Below are 19,025 nucleotides of genomic sequence, written 5' to 3'. Positions count from 1 at the left end.
TCGTTAGATCGCGCTCAGCACAAACGCGAAGAGTTCCTCGTAACGGACACCCCAGCGCTCGATGCGCTCAGCCCCTTCTGACGCGGCCTCTTCGTCGGCAATTGTCTGAACCTTGCCGCTTTCCGCTTCGGTGACTTCCCACCAAACATCTTTGCACAACATGGCATAGGCCCAAGGGTCCAGTCCCTCCGCCTCAAACGCCGCCGCCAGGTCTTGCGCAATGACACCGAAGTGAATGCGCGCGGCATCGCCTTTGCTGCCCACAGCTGTCTGAAAGCGGTATTTGACCAGCAACGTTTTGGCGGCCAAGGCAACCCGCTTTTCTGCATCGCTTAGGCTTGCGACATCCGTTTTTTGAGTGCCATCAGAGGTCTGAATGATCGCATTGGTCGCGTAGATATTGTCAATGCGGTAGCTGGCGCTGCCAATGTTTTGCGCATCGTCTGAAGCAGGCCGAAACACACCGTTTTGATCCAAAACAAACCAATCGGTCAGCACCCCACCAGCCCCGGTCGCAAACACCATGGAAAACGCGTTCTGACTGCCTTCGCGCAGGGTTTTTAGCCGCCCCGCCACCTTCTGACTATTGTCCTCATCGTGATAAAAGACCGCGTTTGCCTCAGTATTAGCCGCATTGGTTTTACACCCAACACGCAGGATATCCCCCGTGTGATCTCGCAAATGAAGGCGGGCCAACGGATCTTCTAGACCTGTTCCAAGCCCCATCTGTCCGGTGTTGGCCAAATACAGGCGTGTCACCCCATTTGTACTCGCCGCCATGCGATCCTCTTCCGGGAACCACCAGCCAGTGTTCAAATCGCCGTCGCGATGGATAGAAGGCCGGTCCTCCGTCCCTGCCCCAAACGCGTAAGCAATCATCACGTTTGAATTAAGCCAAGCCCCGAATGCGTTGATGTTCTCGCGAAATTCGACAATCGCCAACAGGAACGCCGCCGCTTTTGACGCAAATGTTGTCCCTGGCGAAGTGCGATCCGGTGGATCCGGCAGCGGTGAAATGAATGGTGCAGGCATTATGCTTCAAGCCCCTCTATTGTAATTGAAACCTCAGATTGTGGTGATCCTGACAGCGTGACGGTGAAGTCCTCAAAGAAGCCAAAAACGCTCACCCCAAACCGGTCGAGGTCGCTGTCAGGAAAATAGGCTGTTGGAGTGGCGCGGCGGCGCGCCAGAAGGCGTTGAATGTAGGCGGAGCGCTCTGTCGCAATCGCAACCGGATAGTCCACCGAGGTCTTGTAGGACCGTTCCACCACCGTTGGCCGTCCAAAGGCATCGTCTTCTTTGATCGAGAAGTCCTCGATGCTGGCCGTGACGCCTTCCTGTGTGGTGCCGATTGTATGCACCAGGCCCAAGACTATTTGCCCAACTTTCGGAGTGCCATCACCCGAGGTCACGGTGACGTCGACCGCGTCCCCTTCAAAGGCGGGCAAGTCGGTAAAGACCGCCTTTGCAAACCGCTCGATCGGTTGGAAGAAATACGCGTGCCAGTCATCAACCATAGAGTTGTCGACCAGCTCCAGTGTCTGATCATAAGTCGCCACCTCGGTGCCTTCAGAATACACCTGAACAGTCACGTCATCTGCATCTTCGATGTTAAACACCGCCAAGGCATTCACGAACTGGTTGGGTGCCAGCGACCACCACAATGGGCTTGCCCCTTCGGCTTGGTCCGTCACCAAATTATCAAATGGTTTCCACAGGTTGGTGGCAGAAACTTCAACCCAATAAATACTGCCCAGTACCGTTGGATCGTTGCCCGTATTGTCATCCACAACAGAACGATAAACCCGATGAGTGGCTTCGATCAAAACAGAGACATCCTTGGCATATGTAACCACGGGATCGTAAGGAGGATGCTCATCCTCAGAGATACTTGAGCCCGCCAATACGGCTTCGGTGACTTCCATCGCATCGATCAGCTTCATGCGCTTTGCTCCTGGACAGGCAGGTGTGTTGCATCCCACTTGGTGTGCAGTTTGCGCATCCGCTCGGTTGTTTTGACGACCAGTTTCAGCAGATCGCGGCTTTGACCCTGGGTGTCAGACAGCTCTTGCTTGAGTGCGCGCAATTCCTGAACCAGATCGCCATTGTCCATCATCGCGCGACTGTCAGGCGCGTTGTAGACGCGCGCAGGCGGCATGTAGGCCAGCTCCGGGCCCCGCTCGCCCACCATCGCCCAACCACCGGAATGAAAACCGCCGTCGGCAAAAGCTGGAATGCGCCCAAAAATGATCTGATCGATCATCTTCATCGCTGCGTCGTAGTGCATGGGACCGCGTTTGCCGCCTTTAGGACCGGTCACCACGGTTTTGTGGTGTTTGCCATCCAACTGCTCAACGCCGAAATCGGAAAATTGGTACTTTTGGCCATGATCAACCGAAACGCCGGTTTCAAACCGGTCCCGCGCTGCACCGGTTGGATCATAGTAGACCCGATGCAGCGCATCGTTCATGTCGTTGGTCTGGATTTGCCACATCAAATCACCAAGACCGACGCCGGTTTGATCGATCCCCATGGCGTTGGCCAGCGCCCGAATTTGGGCTTCGTTCAGGAAGGTCATGCCGCGCTTGTTGGTGGTGGTTTGAGACAGGATGTCATCCACGCGCTGACGGCTCATGGCCTCTTTCAGGTTCTTGATTGACTCCGCCAGCTCAGAAACCGGCGTCGAGATCCCAGTGCGCACCGTTTTGCCAAACCATGTGGAGAAGCCCTTTGACGGATCAAATTTGACATTGCCCCCCAGCGTCACCGTGCCTTTGCTGGCACCGGACACGATATCCAACAACGCCCGCTGGCGCTTTGACAACCCGCCAAGATCAACAACTCCGTCAATCGTGTGCTGGATCACCGAGGCCTTTTCGGTCAGCAGCTCAAAGAAACGCGACCCGCGACCAGTCAAAGCGCTGAGATTGACTTTGCCGTTCAGAGTGCCCGGAACGTCTGCACCACCCTCAAACAGAACCTCTAGGAAGTTTTTCCCCCACGCGCCCACACCCTTGCCATCCACGGCTGCCAGCACCGCGCGGCGCGTAGATCCGGCCCCTTGATAAAGCTGGCTCAGATAAGAGCTTTGCCATTTGCCAAGCGCACCGCCACCCGTCACGCCTGCACTCACTGTGCGCAAAGTGGTGCCGGCACCGGCGTTCAACTGACTCAGATAGTTCCAGCCAAATTTGCCAATTGCGCCCGATCCGGTAACGCCTGCCTTGAGCTTGCGCGCAACCACACCAGAACCAACAAAGAGCTGGCCGAGATAGTTTTGGCCCCATTTGTGCACACCAGAAGATCCAACAACCGCAGCCTTGATGGACCGATCTGTTTGCCCATCACCTCGAACCAACTGCGCCAGATAGGCAGCCCCTGCCCCTTTGCCGGTTGGCACACCGCGAATGCCCGCCTTCACGTTACGAACGGTTTGCGCCTCACCTTTGGTCAAAAGCCGCAAATATTGCCCGTTGATTCCGTTTCCGGCGGGCACAGACACGACGCCGCCCTTGATGGCGCGCTGCACTGACCCAGCACCATCAAAGAGCTGCGATAGATATTGGCCATTTGCCCCCTTACCAGTCGGCACCCCGGACACGCTGGCTTTGACGCCGCGCCAAATCAGGCCAGGGCCACTGGCAAGTTGGTTCAGATAGCGATGCCCGAAAGTGCCGATGTTTTGACCGCCGTGTACTCCGGCCTTGATGCCCCGCCATGTGGTGCCAGCACCGGCATAGAGTTGCGCAAGATAGTTCAATTCAAATGCGCCAAACCCCAAGGTGCCTTGCAACGCCGTGTGAATGAACCTGTTCACCGTGCCATCGCCAATAGACAGCTGCTCCAGCATCACAAGGTCGGCGGCATCGATCCCCACTTGGTTGGTGGCGAGGTTTATGGTTTGCAAAATGCTGCGGCCATCCTCGATCAGTGCAAGCCGCTCTTTCCACGTCAGCTTATCCTTGAAGGTCCAGCCAACTGTGACCGCGTGCAGCCCTTCTGTGTTGGCATTCAACAACAGGGCTTTGACCTGATCCGGCACATTCTGCGCCAGGGTCGCGGTGATGTTGACGGCGTAGACGCCCTGCTCCTGCAACAGGATGCGCCGGGACGCTTCGTGAATGTCTGACGACAGCGCAGCCTCAACCATCACCGCATAGGATCCTGCACCGCCAAACACGATCTTGCGGATGTCTGGCGATGCATCCAGGGCCGCCTTCACAGCAACCGCATAAGCACCCACGTTGCTAAGCGCCAAGTGCAAGGCGTAAGGGTCCGTCTCCCCCAAGCTCACATTGACCACGCGGGCAAGCTCGGAGCTGCCAGCAAGAGCCAAACGCATTTCCTCATGGGACAGGCCATGGCGCAAGACGGCGTTGACTGTGCGGGTGATCGACCCAGAGGACATAAGCGCCAGCCGACGTGGCCAGCCGGTCAATTCATCCCCCAAGGCAAAGTTGATCGTCGACAGGTGTTCTGAGGCTTGTGTGACGGCCAGCCAGCGTAGGTCTGGCGTCAATTCGTCATCCATCACCGCAAAGTTGATGGTGCTGTGGATGCCGTCGGTGCCCGCTTCCATCAGCGCGCGTACGGCGTTTGGCACATCTGCGGTGGCAATCAGATCAACGGTGACGTTCAGGCGCTCTTGCAGGAAATCATAGCTGAACATCTCTGCCTGCTTGATGGCCTCTTCCAGCCCCTCCAGCGTGCCAATGAAGCCATCCAAATCATCCGGGGAAATCTCATCGGTCGATTGCAGATAGTTGTTCAGCGAATTCAGCACGCCAAGCTGTTGCTGTGCCAGGGTAACGATCACGTCTTGTGACGCCCCTTCAAGTTCGCTGATCCCAGCCAGCATTTGCGCTTGCGCGCGGATCTGCGCTTCAATGCGTTGGTAGTCCGCGAAGCTGCCCGCCGTGGCCAAAGCTGATTGCAGATAATCCTTGGCAGCCCCGCCAAAGCCGCGCGCCGCATCAACATCCCCGCCCCGCGCTTGCAGGAACAGCTTTTCGACCAGGGCCTGGTTTGTGGCCAGTTTCTCCCATGGGGACGCGGTAGAGGTGCTGGCATTTGTCAATTGAACGATCAGGCTGCGCAGGTTGTCGGCCACCCCGTACCAGCCCTCTGCGGCGCGCTGAGAGGCGCTGATCAGAGAATTGGTCTCCGAGATCATTGTGGACACCAGCGAGGACGTGCCGCCCATAAACCCGGACACAACCGCGCTGACGTCTTCCATGGTTGGCAAGATTTGATCCATGGCCCCGGCCAGGCTGATCATCCCCGCATACATCTCGCGCCCCTTTTCCGTGGTCACGTCAATGGCGGCGACCATCGCACGGAATTCCTCACGTGTTTCGGGCATGGCAAGGCCCAGATCCGCAACCGCGCGCTGGGTTTGACGGCTCAAGATGTGGAAGCGCTCTGTGTCCGAGAAGAACCCGTTATAAAACGCCTCAGTCGCGGAGCGCCACGCATCCATGCCCCCAAAGGAGTTAACGGTTTCTGTGTCGACGGCGCTACCTGAAATAAGCTTGTGCATCTGCGCTGTTGCGCTTTCCAGGCTTGGAACCAATTGATCCAAGGCTCCAGAAAGGCTGATCAGCGCCGCATAGGCCTCCCGTCCACTGGCTTTGGAGAAATTGGCAGCCTCAACCATTTTCCGGTATTCCGCCCGAGTTTTTGGGAGAGCCAGCCCCACTGCTTCCAGAGCATCCGCAGACTGCCGTGCCAGCGTATCCAGCTTTTCGGCGTCGGTATAGAATGCACTGTGATAAGCGGTTGTCGCGCTGAAATAAGCCTCAAGACCGCCAAAGGTTTCGACGATGTCAGAGGCCATTGCAGCGGCGTTCACACCAGTGTGGGTGTAGGCGCGCCCTAAAGTGTCCCCGACCAGCTGCACAGCACTCAAGCTTGCACTTAGACGCTGAAGCGTCGAAGAGGCCGACTCTCCATCCTTCTGAAAACGCTCCAGCTTAGGCACCAACAACGCCATTTCATCGCCGATACCCTGCAAGGCATCTTGGATTGCTTTGGCCTTCTCTTCGTCTGACAGACCCTGCAAAGAGACGTCCACTGTGGTTTTGAAGCGCTTGAATGCGTCTTTGCCGACATCCAAGCTGGCCGCCATCTCCACGATGTTGCCCTGGACGTCAGCAATCGCGCGAATAATCGGAGCTGCATCTTTTGCGTCCAGTTCCGACGCATCCGTCCAAGTCTTTTTGATCAGACCAAACAGACGTGTTTTCTTTTTGGTGGCGAAGCTTTCAATGAGCGCATCAAATTCATCGACGGTGATGCGCAGCCCGCTATTCAAAACCTTGGTTTTGCCAATCAGGGCAGAGATTGCGACAGCCGCAATGCCAAGCACTGGAATGGCCGCACCAACCATGGACAGAAACCCGCTCGCGCCAGTGATGGCGGAAGCCGCCGCCGCGTTGGCCCCAATATTGAACAGCCCACCGCTGGCGAAACCACCAAGTCCCATGGCAGCCTGAAACCCACCTCCGATGCCACTAAGCAAGCCGCTGCCGCCCAACAGACTGCCAAACAAACCAGCTCCACCGCCGCCAGTTGCCGCGCCACCAGCAACACTGGCCCCGGCACCGCCCATAATCAGCCGATCAAGACCAATCACACTCGAAATCGACGCAATGACTGGCAGCACGATTTTGGCGCTCGCAAACTGAAAAGCGATGTCCTTCAACATGCCTTCAATCACGTCGCCCATATTGCCGCTCTCAAAGGCGGTTCGGGTGATTTGCTCAGACCACTGCCCCTGCAAGCCGTTGATACGTTCAAGCGCGGCTTCATGGTTTTCCAGGGCAACAAGCTGACCCGCCAAACCCGCGACCTGAGTCGAGGTCATTTTGCTGGCCGATTTTCCGAGACGCTCTTGGACTTTTGTAAGCGCCTCGAATTGCTGCTTCTGGGCCCCCTGAAGCTCCAACAGTTTACGGCGATGGAGAAGCTCCGCCTGCAGATCAGACAGCGCATCCTTGCTGGCCTTAGAGGCCTTCCCGCCCGCCTTGGACACAGTGGTCAAGGCAGCGGCGTTGCCACGCAGCGCGGTTTCATAATCCGCCAACTGCGCCTTCTGTTCCGAGGTCAAACCGTAGTCAAAACCAAAGGCCGTCTCAGACGCGGAGTGCATGGTTTCTTCTAGGCGGCGCACACGAGTGGCCACCAGCTTGTCGGCTGCATTCATCCCAGCCGTTGCGACTTCGAAATCTAGATCAGACATCGCATCGGAGAAGGGAACGCTGAGTGAGGCCATCGCCTGCTGCATCGCCATTGCATTGTTGGCCGCTTGTAGGAAGCCGGAAGCCGCGTCATGGGCGCTGGAGGCAATCCGATCTGATTGACCTGCAGCAGCACCCAGCACACGGTTGAGCAAGCCGCCCTCTTCGGCCGCTTTCAGCAATCGATCTGCCACTGCATTCCCGACAGGCCCGCCAAGTTGAACCGCCAAATCCCGCGCTTCGGAGATTTCGGACACCAGCTGGTCGGCGCTCGTGGCATTGAGGACGTCTTGGTATTCTTTCTGAAGCTGCAAGAACTCAGACAAGCTGAGCTTGGAGGCATGAATAACGGCCATGCGCTCATTCAAATAACCCTGATCGATGGCGGCACCATTTACCAGAGACGTCTGAAACACATCCCATGCGCCGGAAAGCTCATTGAGCCCCTCGGTGCCGTCCTCAACAAAAACCCGCATTTGACGGCTAATTGTGGCGAACTCAGCTTCTTTTAGGTCATCAATCAGCGCCTGGACCTTCTCGGACGTCCGGCCAAAGGCTTCTGCGAGATACACTTCGAGATCCGCTGCTGAGGCCTGAGAGATGCTGGACAAGGAAGATATCGCATCTTGAAGCTCTTCGATGCGTTTTTTGACCGCCTCTGCGTTGTCTTCGGCTTGCCATGCAGACATTGCCCATTGGCCGAGCGCCGCCGCGCCAGCAATGATCCCCAACGTCGCCAAAGACGTCGGGTTGATCACTTGGAGAAACGCCGCACCAATGCCCCGAATGGACTTCACGCCGCCGCCCATCTGGTTCAGCACCTGCGACACCTGTGTGCCTTGCTGCATTGCCAGCATGAAGGGGTTCTGCCCTGCCGCCATCATCATGCCAATGTCGTTGAACTGGAAAGCCAGGTTGGCCGTGTGATGTGTGGCAACTTTGGTCTGCTTGCCATACTGCATCGCAGCCGCACCCGTGCCCAGATACTGGCTTTCTGCCAAGGCCAGCAGTTGATTTGCCTCTGCCTGACTAATGGCTTTGGAGGCCAGCGCCGCCTTGGTCTGCCGCAAAACAGCCTCATACCGTTTTGAAGCCGCGTACAGCGGATCCAGACTGGCGCGGGACTGCTCGTAGGTGCTTCGGGCGGTCTGGGCTGCTTTGGCGGCTTTTTCCTGGGCGCGCGCTGCCTGCTCACTCACAGGCACCAAGCCAAGGTATTTCTGCGCCGCCTGATCAATAACCCGGTTGGCCTCAGACTGAGAGGCAATGCCAGAACGGACCGATGCTTTTACATCATCAACGGCAGCTTCGTATTGCTTGGACGCCGCAAACACAGGATCCACAGAGGCCCGCACACGGTCAAATGCCTGCGCCTGTTTGTTCAGCGCACCGACCCAAGCGCGCGTAGAGGCCGAGGTTTTTTTGTTGGCGCGATCAACACCAGCCAGTGCGTCGACTTGCTTTTGAGCGGCTGACGATGTGCTTTTGAAGCTCGCGCCACAGGCCGCCGCCATCCTCTCCGCGTCCCGGACAGCTTCGCGAGTGGTGCTTTTGAAACCAGCCTTAAATGACGACATGGCAGAAATGCCGTTCTTGGCACCTGTCACAAAAGAGGCGGTGTCAAAGTGGGCTGACGCCCGGACTGCACCGATTTCAATCGACATAAAGGTTGCCCTCTCCGCTACCACAGAACACCCCTTCAGCTCATGGCCAAGGAGGTCAGATCGTAGAAAATTTTGGAATTTGTAAGATTGCGCCACAGTGGGCTGTGGAAGCTTTTGGACGGGCAACTGTCATCGCCCGTCCCTATTTTTTTGCAAGCCCGCTTAATGCGGATTTCATCTGCTCAGACACGCGTCTTCGCTCAACAGCAACGCCAGGATCATCATCCGGGCGATCCTCATATGCAGGCGAAACGACCATAGGTTGGCGCCCGAGATTGTACCCGGCCACATAGCCCGCGCTGCATTTGCGCAGCTGCTCAGCTTCCCACGGCTCAAAGTCAGTTTGGGTCAGACGCGCGAAGGCGTCCATTTCTCCCCAGGAGATTGGACGTAAGCCCCCCATACCATCCTGGGTGAACCACCCAAGACATTCGGAGCCAAGCCACTCAAGTATAAAGCTGACCCTTGAGATGTCCGGTAACGCCAGATCAAGCTTTTCGCGTTCCCACATCTTTCGACGTGTCAGCCCGCCCCACTCTTCTGGGGCAGCATCCAGAAAACCCAATTGCCGGGCAAACAGCGTCAGCCTTTCGAGGCGTTTCCCAGAACTTGCGCCCGATCATTGGCAGCCTCAGTCACCTGCTCAACGAAGGATTTGAACTCGCTGGGTCCGGTGAACCGATTCAGGTTCAAAAACCAATCTGCATCTTTGGCTTTTGCGGGACGCTCTTCCCGGTCAATGTTCTTAAAGCCTTTGATCATGATGCACCCAGCGGTCACCATCAGATCATGCACTTCGTCAAAGTTCACAGAAGTCTCTTCGTCCTCGTCGCCTTTGTCTTTTTCCGCCAGGGCGCGGGCTTTGCCAGCTTCGCGCAGAGCGGCCCGAACAGACGCGGCCTCACGACCTTTCAGCGTAACCAGACAAGGCTTGCCATTGTCCGCATAGATGTCATCCGAGTTGTCAAACAGCGGCTTGCCTGTGGCTGCACATTTGATGTGATAATCAAAGCCGCTCTCAGCGCGTTTGACAGAGTCAAATTGAGTGAAGTCCATGGTGTATCTCTCTGTAATGGTTCAGGTTCATTTGGGCCGGGAGGATAGAACCACCTTCCTCCCGGCCCACCATCAAGAAGCGGTTTAAACCGTCTTTTCGATGATTTCGCTTGGCTGGATTTCGATAGACGTGGTCGCTGTCACAACGTCGTCAACACCGCCGATGTTTGGCTTGAACGACATCACGAGGCCCTCCAGGTAGAACACCGTCCCGTCCTGCAGCGTGACTGCAAAATAGGCGTTGTCGTCGCTGTCGCGCGCCGTCTTCATGGCGGTCTGGCCTGCATCGCCAGGGTCCAGTGCCAGCGACGGGCTCAGCGTGCCGTTGTTGAAAGAGCCTTTGCCCTTTTTGGTGCCGCGAGACGCGAGCGGGTTGTGCGTGACCAGCGCCCACTCTTTGCCAAATTCACCCACATTGGTGATTTCACCAACGGGGATGAAAGTTAGCGCGTCGAATCCGGCCTCGGTGTGAGAAGCGGGCGGCGTTAGGTAAATGCCCAGCGTTACCCCGCTGGCAGTTTGATGACCCATTTGAGTCTCCTTTCAGGTTTGGAAAAAGCGCCGCGGGGGCGCAGGGGAATAGGCAGCGCCTATTTCTTGGAAAGCGGGGTCAGCCCGCCTTTGAACTCGGTCATGACCTCGCCATCAGCTTCGACTGCTTCGACGACGATGCCGGCATAGGTCACGCCATTTTCCAGCGTGAATTTGAGGGTGCTATCAACTGGCGGGACTTCACCCTTGAAGAATGCAACGGGATGGCCTGGCTTTCCGGATTCAAGCGGAAGGCGCCCCAACTTCACCCCTTTGACGGTGACAACAGTAGGCACAGGTTTTGGATCCGCCGCAGCGGGTTTGTCTTTGGACATCTTCTTCTCCTCAAATGGGTGGGTTTTGGTTAGCCTCGATGCGTCACAGCGAAGGTCACTGAAACGCGTGCGGCTTGGGATGCGTCTGCAACGTCGTGATCTCGCTCAGCAGTCAGTCGCGCCAACACAATTGGCGCACCCCGATAGCCCTCCAGAACGCCGCGCACGGCGACGGCTGTCAGCTTGGCTTCGTCGTAGCCTTCAGCCCAGCAATCAATTTGGACCGTCGACCGCATCAGCCCTTTGGTGTTCAGTGTGTGATCTCGCTTGCCGCCCATTTGGGTGAGTGTCACTCGCGGAAGGGCTTCGCCATCACGGAAAAACCCCCACTTTATCGGGCACGAAAGAACCCCATCGAGCAGTGTTTTTAGATGTGCCTGCATCACAGACCTTTCTTTGCGCGACGCGAAACCGTGGCGGCAATTTCAGCCCGCAGAGCGGCTGCGAGACCGGACAAAATCTGATCTTTTCGCGTATCCCAAGCGGGCGTCAGCATGGGTTGCGGCGCAACCGCACCGACGTATTTTCCGCTCTCGTGATAACGGGGTGCAGTACCCCATTCCAAAAGATGGGCATGCGGAGCAGCCTGTGTATTGCCCACGAACATGGACACTCCAAAGGCACTTTCACTTGGTTGCGGCTGCGTGCGTTTGACCCTTGCCGATACTGCAAAGGCAGAGTCATCCGCTCCGGGCCAGAGCGCATTGGCCATGTCCGCCACCGGCTGCAGCTCCTTTTTGAGAGACCGACGCACCACCGCTTTAGATGTGGCTTTAGGAAGAGCCGCCAACGCGTCCTCGATGTCGCGCAGCCCTTGCATGTCAAAACCTACCTTCACGACGTGCTCACACAAAGGAAGTCGATCAGTTGGCGCGGCTTTTCCCGGTTCGGCTCAACCGCCTTGATGTTGTAGACAATGTCTGTGGTCTTATCGCGGATCTGCCATTTGGTTGTTTGCGTCGTGGTGATCGCGGCAACGGCAGCGGACCTACGCACGGTCATCACGATGCTTTGCGTGCCCGATAGCCGCCCAGCCAAGACACCCTCTCCGCTTCGCAGAAACAGGAAGCAAGCGCGGCGATAGAAACGATGCGTTGGCGTCTTCTGGGTGTTGCCAAGCGTGCTTTCAGCCCCAGGTACCAGCTCTTCGAAGGAGATCCGTTCACGCAGGAGAACATCGGTCACGCCAAACTCCGATACCCGGCCAACAGATCTTTGACCATTGTTGGCATCCCACTTTCGGATGCCTCGGATAACTGCCCACGATGCTCGTAAAAATGCGCTGCCAAAAGGAGTGCAGCTTGGGCAATGGGTTTCGGCCAGCCTCCTGGAAAATCCGTCGCCAAGTTCCGGCGAAGGAAGGTCTCCACATGGGCACAAGCCGCGTCCAAGAAAGACGTCAGCAGATCGTCATCGTCATCAAAATCTGTGGCTGTGACGACCTGCTTGAGCGCATCGAGATCCGGCTTACTCAACTCTGATCGCCTTCGGAAACAGAGCCATCTGAAGCGTCGCCGCCAGAAACTTCCTCTTCAGAAAACGTTGATCCAAGCGTGTCGTCACCAGCCGTCTCATCGGTTGCCAAAGGCATATCTGGGGCATCACCCCCGGTAACTTCATCTGACGGGCCCAAAGTCACAACGGACTCTTTGGAGGCTTTTTCGGCAGCTTTCGCAGACAGCTTTTTGAATGGTCCCCCATCAGTGAGATGTGGTTTCACTGCATCCAAGGTTTTGGCATCCGCCTTTCGCAGATCATAAACCAGCCCCGCGCGAAACAGACCTGCCGAGGTGTCACGGCTTGATTTTACTTTGATAAACATCGCAGCTCTTTCTCTTGGTTGCGGACCAGGGCAGCCAACTGCCCTGGTCAGGTTATCGACCAGACTGATCAGACAAACGTAAAGTCGCCAGTCACCAGTGATGCTGGACGCTTCACTGCAAGCGCGGCGCGCATGCGTCCCTTCATGGTCAGCATGTCTTCGACAAAGTTGGTGCCGTGTTCCGACGAAATCAGAACTTCCACGTCAGAGCGCAGATAAAGCGTCGCCGCCATTTTAAACGCGCCGACCAGCCATTCGCCTGCCGACATGCTGTTGCTTTCCACAACAGGCTTGCCCCAAAGCGTTGGGCCGTTGCCAGTACCCGGGTTGCCCCAAATGAACCGACCGTTGCCGTCTTTAAGCAACTCGATCGCCGCCCAATCGGTTGGGTTAAGGGTGATGCCGTCAGCCACATGGTCCGCCAGCGCCACCTGCAGAATGGCCAGGCGCAGACGATCAATGCGGGTGGCATTTGGCAAACCGTTTGCAGCCAAGAATGGGGTTGCGTTGGGGAGCAAGCCGCCCAGGTTTTCGCCAGTATTGTCACCAGCCAAAACTTGCGTTTCCAACTTCAACTCACAGCCATATCGCAACTCAGTATCAACCATCGTCTGAAGCTGCGCGGCGTCTTTCATCGCCTCTTCCGAGATGTGGGTGATATGGCCAATTTTGCGCACATCGGCTTCGGCTTTGGACCAGCCATAGCTGCTGGCACCATAAGTGCCCTGCTCTGCCACCATGCTGGTGCCATCGGTACGGGTGGTTTGTTTGGTATATTTCACCTTGTCGGTGTCGGTAGAACCGCGACTAATCAAGTCGACGATTTTCAGCTGACGACGCGCCATCTCGACCGGATCTCGCTCTTCAGTGTGGAAAATCATGCCACCACCGGAGCCTGCAGCAGTGGTGATGGCGTTTTCCACGTTCAGAGTCAGAGTACCGCCAGCATAGGCCTGCAGACGATCGCCGGCCGCAGCCACCGCAGCCTGACCGAACGATTGCACCGAGCTGCCGGAAGGCATGCCCTCGGCAACCTGCTGAGAGACGTCTTTGACCTTGCCGTCCATGCCTTCGACCAAGGCCTTCAGGTCTTCGACCACCTTGTTCATTGCGGTCTGTTGGCTCAGCAGTTTGTCGGCAGTCTGCTTCACCTCTGCAGACACCTCACCAGCATCCTTCGCTTCTTTTAGCGCGGTCTCAGCGGTCTGTTTCACTTCGCCGTTCAGTTTGTCCAGCTTTTGGTTCACTTCAACCAGCATGGTTTCAGCGTCACCAGCATCTGACAGCGGGGAGCCAATCACACCGTTTGGGCACGTGGCTGCGAGTGCCGCCACAGAAATGGCGGGCATTGCGAGTTTTCGCATTGGATTTCTCCGTTACATTGAGTTGATTTTATCCAGCGCCTTTTGCGCCAAGTCGGAAACGGCAGCGCCAGACGTGCCGGTTGGGGCAGCGCCAGACTTGCCCCCTTTCAAAGCGGCCAGCAGGTTGCGGCGCTCAGACTTTGGGATCCGGTTGCCGGTTGCGAGAACCAGATCCAGTTTCTTTTGGGCAGCTTTGGGAGAAAGCTCCGTGGCGTTTTGCGCCTCTGCAGCGATTTCATCGGACGCCAGCAAGCTGTCAGCAAACCCTTTATCGATCGCCGCGTCTCCGCCGATCCAAGTTTCCTTATCCAGCATTTTGCCCAGCTCTTTTTCGCCGATACCAGTGCGCGCGCCGTAGATACTCACGGCAGCCTGATCAAACGGTTCAAGCCAATCTGCAACATCGCGAAACGCGTGCCGATCGCCCGCAGCCAAAACCCAAGTGTTGTGGATCATCATAAAGCTGGCGCGCGCCATCTGAATGGTATCGCCAGCCATGGCAATGATCGACGCTGCCGACGCTGCCATGCCGAGGATCTTAATTGTCACTTCACCGTCGTGTTCACGCAGCAAATTGTAAATTGTCAGCCCTTCAAAGAAGTCGCCGCCCGGACTGTTTACGTTTGCGGTAACTGGTCCGGGCCCCAAATGGCGCAGAGCAGCCGCAATGCGCTTGGAGGACACACCGTCACCAAACCAATCTTCGCCGATCGGCTCCAAAATCGAGAGTGTCCGCTCATCTCCACCGGTTGATGCAGCACGGACATCCGGGTTCCAGCGATTGACCGCTTTCTCTGTCACCTCTGTACGCACAGCAGGTTTTGTTGGCACCGCAACGGCGGGCAGGTCACGCAAGCTCATGTCTTGTCCTTTCCGAGATCTTCGAGCGGCACCAAAGCCGATTGTGCTGTGAGGCTGTCAGCCGCAGGATCATCGTGAGGCGGCAAGTTCAGCTTCGACCGGCGCTCATTTGCTGTCATCGTGCCAGAGCTGCCCATTTTCGAGAGGAACTCACCCTTTGCCTTGCTGTCCATCTGCAGCATGCCTTCACGGTTCCACTCAAAAACCCATTTGCCGCGCTTGGAAGGTGGGATCAGGTCTTTTGCGATCCTGGCTTCAATGCGCTTCAGGAGCGGATTAATTCCCAACGTCAGCCAACTCAGCATGATGGCTTCAACGCCACTGCCCCACATGGTTTGCCCTTTGGGCGCATGGCCAATGACAATCGGAGGAACACCAAACCAACGACAAACATCCTCGACACCGAATTGGCGTGTCTCCAGGAGCTGCGCGTCTTCAGGGTTCATTTGGACAGCGCGATGTTTGAGTCCTGCCTCCAAAACCAGTGTTTTACCGGCCTTCTTGGATCCTACAAATGTGGACAGCATCTCCTGCAACTGATCGCGCTGATCAGATGACAGTCCTTGATCAGATTCCAGGACCGCTGCGGCCATCATCATGTTTGAAAACACGGACCCAGCAGTCTCATCCGCTGCCAAAGCAGCACCTATCGAATTGGCTCCATAGGCGATCGCTGACATGCCGAGGCCATCACCAGGACCAAAGCCGCGAAGATGAAACACTTTGCTTGCCGGCATTTCATAGGATTTGCCGCGATCCACCACCCGATAGCTAAAACCGCCACCAGGCAGACGCTTTGGCGTCACATTGAAGAGCGGACGTAAACCAACCAACCGATCCTTAATTAGCAATCGCTCAGAGTATCCATTGCCGCGCAAAACCGTCTGTGCAGTCCCACCTTCCCAGAACTCCGTCGCGGTTTGGCTGGTATTTGGTGCGCGGGTCAAGATGTCAGACAGATCATTGTCTATGCGAACTTTGGAGCCATCTGCCTGCCGCTCATAAAGAGACGCTGGCAATGTAGAAACCACTTCGGATGTCTTTCGCACGCAATCCCAGACAGCGGAGACTTCCATCGCCGTTTTCGGCGACACGGATTTGCCCGCGTGGGAGGCATAACCACCCGCAGACAAGGCATCTGTAGCCGAAAGAGTGACCCAGCCACTCTCGCCCGCCGCCAACTCTGCCTTCACCCCACGTATGGCTGCCTTCAGAAACTTAATCATACAACCATCACCGGTTTCGCCAAGAACCCATCAAAGTCAACGCGTGGCGCTGCCTTTGGATGCCAAGACATCAATTCAGCGGCGTCAAGCAGCGACATGGTGCCATCAATCTTGCCCCCGCCGCTTTCCTCTTTGGAGGGATACTCGGCATTCGCTCGTTGATACATTTTTGTGTTCTCCACGCACCAAGACATGATCTCTTGGCCAGAATGCAGGAATGACCCGCCCTTCAACTTCACCGCCACAGTCGCTGCGATGTTGTTCAACCGGTAACCTTGACTAATCGCCTGAAGGTGTTTCGCGGCATCAAAATCTTCTTCTTCCAACGCATCTACCGCCAGGTTTGCGGCTTTTCCCGCGCCATCGATGCCGATGCCGTTTTCCTCTGGAAACAGCCCAAGATCCCTGACCTCGGCGCACATCTTGGCAATGTCGCTGTAAGCCTCTTCTTCGAGATCGTGAACCATGAGCAAATCGCCATCTTTCTCAAAATCGGCCAACTCTGGCGCGATCGATTTGCGACGTTCCAAAACTATAAAATCAGCATAATGTTTGGCCCAATGCATCCAAGCGCCCGTGTCGCGGTTGCGGCCAATCAGAGAAAACGAAAGGAGGTCATCCTGTCCGCCCGGATCAATTCCGGCAGTAATCACTTCGCTTCGTTCAAGCAGTTCCCCAAACGTCAAACCATGAACTGCGCCCTCCCAAAAATCGGCACCAGTCCAGCGATCGTTTTTCAGGCCAATGCCAATCTCAATATTGAGGTGCTGACTGACCCAGATCTGTTCCTTCTCTTTGTCTACTGACCCATTGTTGACGTAGTCAGCTTCCAAACGGTCGAGATTAATCGACCACCCAAGATTGGGTAGCACGTAGTGCCAGTTCTTGACGTCCCGCCAAAACATTTCGTCTTTCTGAAGCTCGATCGGAAACTCATACAGCACAGGCAACATGATTGGTTTTGGCCCAGCCTCGCCGTCCCGAATACGCCGGGCTTTTGCGATTTCAGACTTCCAGATACCCGCAGGACGCTCATCGGATTGGGTGGTGATCATCAAAAGCTGACCGCCAGTTTGCGTGATCCCACCCCCACGGATCTGCTGCATCACCTTTGCCGCTTTTGCCTTCTTTCCGAGCTCGTGCACCTCATCGATGATTGTCAGGATCGGGATCTCGCCAGTGATAATCCCGGTGTCAAAGGTTTTGACCTCCAACACTGTTTTGGTCTTTTTGCGCGTGATCTTCTTCAGGTGATCCTGAACGTGGAAAATCTGCACAAGATCGTCGTCCAGCTCAATCATCGCCTGTGCCTGGTCAAAGCATCGAGCAGAAATGTTCTGACTGGGACCGATCAACAGCATTTGGCCGTTTGGTGTTTCTTCCATGTAGAGCGCAGTAATTCCAAGCGCTGCCGAATAGGTCGATTTTGAGCTCTTCTTTGGGACCGCACACAGCAATTCCCAAACTAGGCGTTCTTTAGTTTCGGGATCTTCACTGGCCAGAAAGACAATGAGAATGTCCTTGAACCACGGCCCGCAAGCGTCGGCCAAGCGCGGATTGCCAGGTACGTCTGGCAATCGAAGGCGGTTGAAGAAGGCGAGCGCCCGAGCCGCCCGATCGTCATTGACCGGAACATCCGCCATCGGCGTTTCGCCCCGCTGCAACTTCTCCCACCAATCAGGGCAAGCAAATCTTGGAGCCGGTTCAATTTGGTCGAGCGGCACCGGCTTCCCCCTTCAGTTCTTCCGACAAACGCGCTTCCGCCTCTTCAGCGTCAAACGCATTTTGCTCCTTCTTCCCTAACGCCACCGGCTTTGGGGGCGAGTTGTCTTTGGCGCGATTTTTGACGCGATCTTCAGCACTCATAAGATCGTTTCTTGCGACCATCTGATCAAACAAACGCTGCGCACCTACGTTTCCGTTCTCCGCCTGATCGAAAGTTTGCATAAGGCGGAGAGCCAGCAAGCGATCTCGTGCAAAGGCGCGAACCTTTAGCTCGGATCTAAAATGCCGTTTTAGAGTGGGCACACTAATCGGTTTACCGGTCCGTGGATCGAGGACACACCCCGCAATCCGGTCATTACTCCACCCCATCGCCAGTAACATACTGACTTTATTGGAGTTTTCTTCCGTCCACTCAAATGCCGGACGCCCTTTGGTTCGAGGCGTGAGATATCGTTCATTGCCGAACAGGTCTACAACAGTCTGATTTTCATCACTCACGAAAAAAAATCTCCGACAGCTAGGAGTGCGGGTCTGGGCTTTGGCAGGTTGGGGACTTTTCACCCCCCCCTCCCTATGCGAGACCGCGCTTCTCCAAGCTCTGTTTCGTTGTGTCGTGGTAGGCCTTTGAGACAGCCTGAAGATTGTCCTGATCCCAGAACAGATCTGGATCACCACGGTGCGGAACCTTGTGGTCGACCACCGGGCTATTAGGCGCAGGATACTTGCCGACCAAGGCGACGCCCGTCTTCTGGCAGATGTAGCCGTCACGCTTCAGAATGATGCGCCGCAACTTTTGCCACTTCGATGTCTTGTACCAGGCGCGCCATGCTTGCGTGGCATCACGCTGGCGACTTCGATCCGCCTCTGATTTGGGAGCTGTCCCAAACCGGGAAGGCTCCCGGCCAAGACGAGGCGGAAGGCCACGACCCGATAGGCGTCCCATGTCCTGCTCCCTCACCAACTTGAATGTCGTGAACGCCAGCGCGCCGCCGTAGCAGCATCTCATCCGGCCAGCGCTCACTTCAGTGCTTCCGTCGGGCACCACTCCGGCTGTCGGATCGTGCTCTTCAAAAGCAAAACGCCCGACGGTTTCCCGTGGGCGTTCTTGTAGATGATGCATATTTAGTAAGGGGCTGACGACTTTGGCGTCAATAACTATCTTATAACCACCTGTTACCAAACAACTAAATGTCAATCACTTCC

Annotated in this window: 18 protein-coding genes; all 18 read right to left on the bottom strand. The window is 56.2% G+C overall.

Annotated elements, in window-relative coordinates:
• Positions 1-3 precede the first annotated feature (3 nt).
• Positions 4-1,032, bottom strand: a complete 1,029-nt coding sequence (locus QOL67_RS18395) for a tail fiber domain-containing protein (RefSeq protein WP_283427448.1) — start codon at positions 1,030-1,032, stop codon at positions 4-6.
• Positions 1,032-1,943, bottom strand: coding sequence for a hypothetical protein (locus QOL67_RS18390; RefSeq protein ID WP_283427447.1), 912 nt, complete (start codon positions 1,941-1,943; stop codon positions 1,032-1,034). Before QOL67_RS18390 ends, QOL67_RS18395 begins: the two co-directional genes overlap by 1 nt.
• Positions 1,940-8,902, bottom strand: a complete 6,963-nt coding sequence (locus tag QOL67_RS18385) for a phage tail length tape measure family protein (RefSeq protein ID WP_283427446.1) — start codon at positions 8,900-8,902, stop codon at positions 1,940-1,942. The genes QOL67_RS18390 and QOL67_RS18385 overlap by 4 nt, the downstream gene beginning before the upstream one ends.
• A gap of 142 nt (positions 8,903-9,044) precedes the next feature.
• Positions 9,045-9,467 (bottom strand): hypothetical protein, encoded by a 423-nt coding sequence (locus tag QOL67_RS18380; RefSeq protein WP_283427445.1) that lies wholly within the window; start codon positions 9,465-9,467, stop codon positions 9,045-9,047.
• A 17-nt stretch (positions 9,468-9,484) separates the two neighbouring features.
• The gene (locus QOL67_RS18375; protein WP_283427444.1) at positions 9,485-9,958 is read right to left on the bottom strand and encodes a hypothetical protein; all 474 of its coding nucleotides are present in this window, start codon (positions 9,956-9,958) and stop codon (positions 9,485-9,487) included.
• 84 nt (positions 9,959-10,042) lie between these two features.
• Positions 10,043-10,489 carry a phage tail protein gene (locus QOL67_RS18370; RefSeq protein WP_283427443.1) on the bottom strand — a complete coding sequence of 149 codons (447 nt, stop codon included), beginning with the start codon at positions 10,487-10,489 and terminating at the stop codon, positions 10,043-10,045.
• Positions 10,490-10,548: 59 nt separating this feature from the next.
• Positions 10,549-10,824 carry a hypothetical protein gene (locus QOL67_RS18365; RefSeq protein WP_283427442.1) on the bottom strand — a complete coding sequence of 92 codons (276 nt, stop codon included), beginning with the start codon at positions 10,822-10,824 and terminating at the stop codon, positions 10,549-10,551.
• A 29-nt stretch (positions 10,825-10,853) separates the two neighbouring features.
• The gene (gene gp17, locus QOL67_RS18360; protein WP_283427441.1) at positions 10,854-11,207 is read right to left on the bottom strand and encodes a tail completion protein gp17; all 354 of its coding nucleotides are present in this window, start codon (positions 11,205-11,207) and stop codon (positions 10,854-10,856) included.
• Positions 11,207-11,662 (bottom strand): HK97-gp10 family putative phage morphogenesis protein, encoded by a 456-nt coding sequence (locus tag QOL67_RS18355; RefSeq protein ID WP_283427440.1) that lies wholly within the window; start codon positions 11,660-11,662, stop codon positions 11,207-11,209. The genes gp17 and QOL67_RS18355 overlap by 1 nt, the downstream gene beginning before the upstream one ends.
• The gene (locus tag QOL67_RS18350; RefSeq protein ID WP_283427439.1) at positions 11,659-12,009 is read right to left on the bottom strand and encodes a head-tail adaptor protein; all 351 of its coding nucleotides are present in this window, start codon (positions 12,007-12,009) and stop codon (positions 11,659-11,661) included. The genes QOL67_RS18355 and QOL67_RS18350 overlap by 4 nt, the downstream gene beginning before the upstream one ends.
• Positions 12,006-12,299 carry a head-tail connector protein gene (locus tag QOL67_RS18345; protein WP_283427438.1) on the bottom strand — a complete coding sequence of 98 codons (294 nt, stop codon included), beginning with the start codon at positions 12,297-12,299 and terminating at the stop codon, positions 12,006-12,008. Before QOL67_RS18345 ends, QOL67_RS18350 begins: the two co-directional genes overlap by 4 nt.
• Entirely contained in the window at positions 12,296-12,646 is a 351-nt protein-coding gene (locus QOL67_RS18340; RefSeq protein WP_283427437.1) for a hypothetical protein, read from the bottom strand. Before QOL67_RS18340 ends, QOL67_RS18345 begins: the two co-directional genes overlap by 4 nt.
• 68 nt (positions 12,647-12,714) lie before the next feature.
• Positions 12,715-14,010 carry a phage major capsid protein gene (locus QOL67_RS18335; RefSeq protein ID WP_283427436.1) on the bottom strand — a complete coding sequence of 432 codons (1,296 nt, stop codon included), beginning with the start codon at positions 14,008-14,010 and terminating at the stop codon, positions 12,715-12,717.
• Positions 14,011-14,022: 12 nt separating this feature from the next.
• Positions 14,023-14,871, bottom strand: a complete 849-nt coding sequence (locus QOL67_RS18330; protein ID WP_283427435.1) for a head maturation protease, ClpP-related — start codon at positions 14,869-14,871, stop codon at positions 14,023-14,025.
• Complete coding sequence (locus tag QOL67_RS18325) at positions 14,868-16,097, bottom strand: phage portal protein (RefSeq protein WP_283427434.1); 1,230 nt, start codon at positions 16,095-16,097, stop codon at positions 14,868-14,870. The genes QOL67_RS18330 and QOL67_RS18325 overlap by 4 nt, the downstream gene beginning before the upstream one ends.
• The gene (locus QOL67_RS18320; RefSeq protein WP_283427433.1) at positions 16,094-17,740 is read right to left on the bottom strand and encodes a terminase large subunit; all 1,647 of its coding nucleotides are present in this window, start codon (positions 17,738-17,740) and stop codon (positions 16,094-16,096) included. Before QOL67_RS18320 ends, QOL67_RS18325 begins: the two co-directional genes overlap by 4 nt.
• Positions 17,741-17,801: 61 nt before the next feature.
• On the bottom strand, positions 17,802-18,320 hold the full coding sequence (locus QOL67_RS18315; RefSeq protein WP_283427432.1) for a hypothetical protein: 519 nt from the start codon (positions 18,318-18,320) through the stop codon (positions 17,802-17,804).
• A 73-nt stretch (positions 18,321-18,393) separates the two neighbouring features.
• Positions 18,394-18,765: an HNH endonuclease gene (locus QOL67_RS18310; protein ID WP_283427431.1), complete on the bottom strand. Its 372-nt coding sequence runs from the start codon at positions 18,763-18,765 to the stop codon at positions 18,394-18,396.
• Between the last annotated feature and the right edge of the window lie 260 nt (positions 18,766-19,025).

The organism is Shimia sagamensis (assembly GCF_900182745.1).
Classification (GTDB): Bacteria; Pseudomonadota; Alphaproteobacteria; order Rhodobacterales; family Rhodobacteraceae; genus Shimia; species Shimia sagamensis.
The sequence above is the reverse complement of the archived record's forward strand: the minus strand, read 5'-3'. Positions and strand labels throughout refer to the sequence as shown.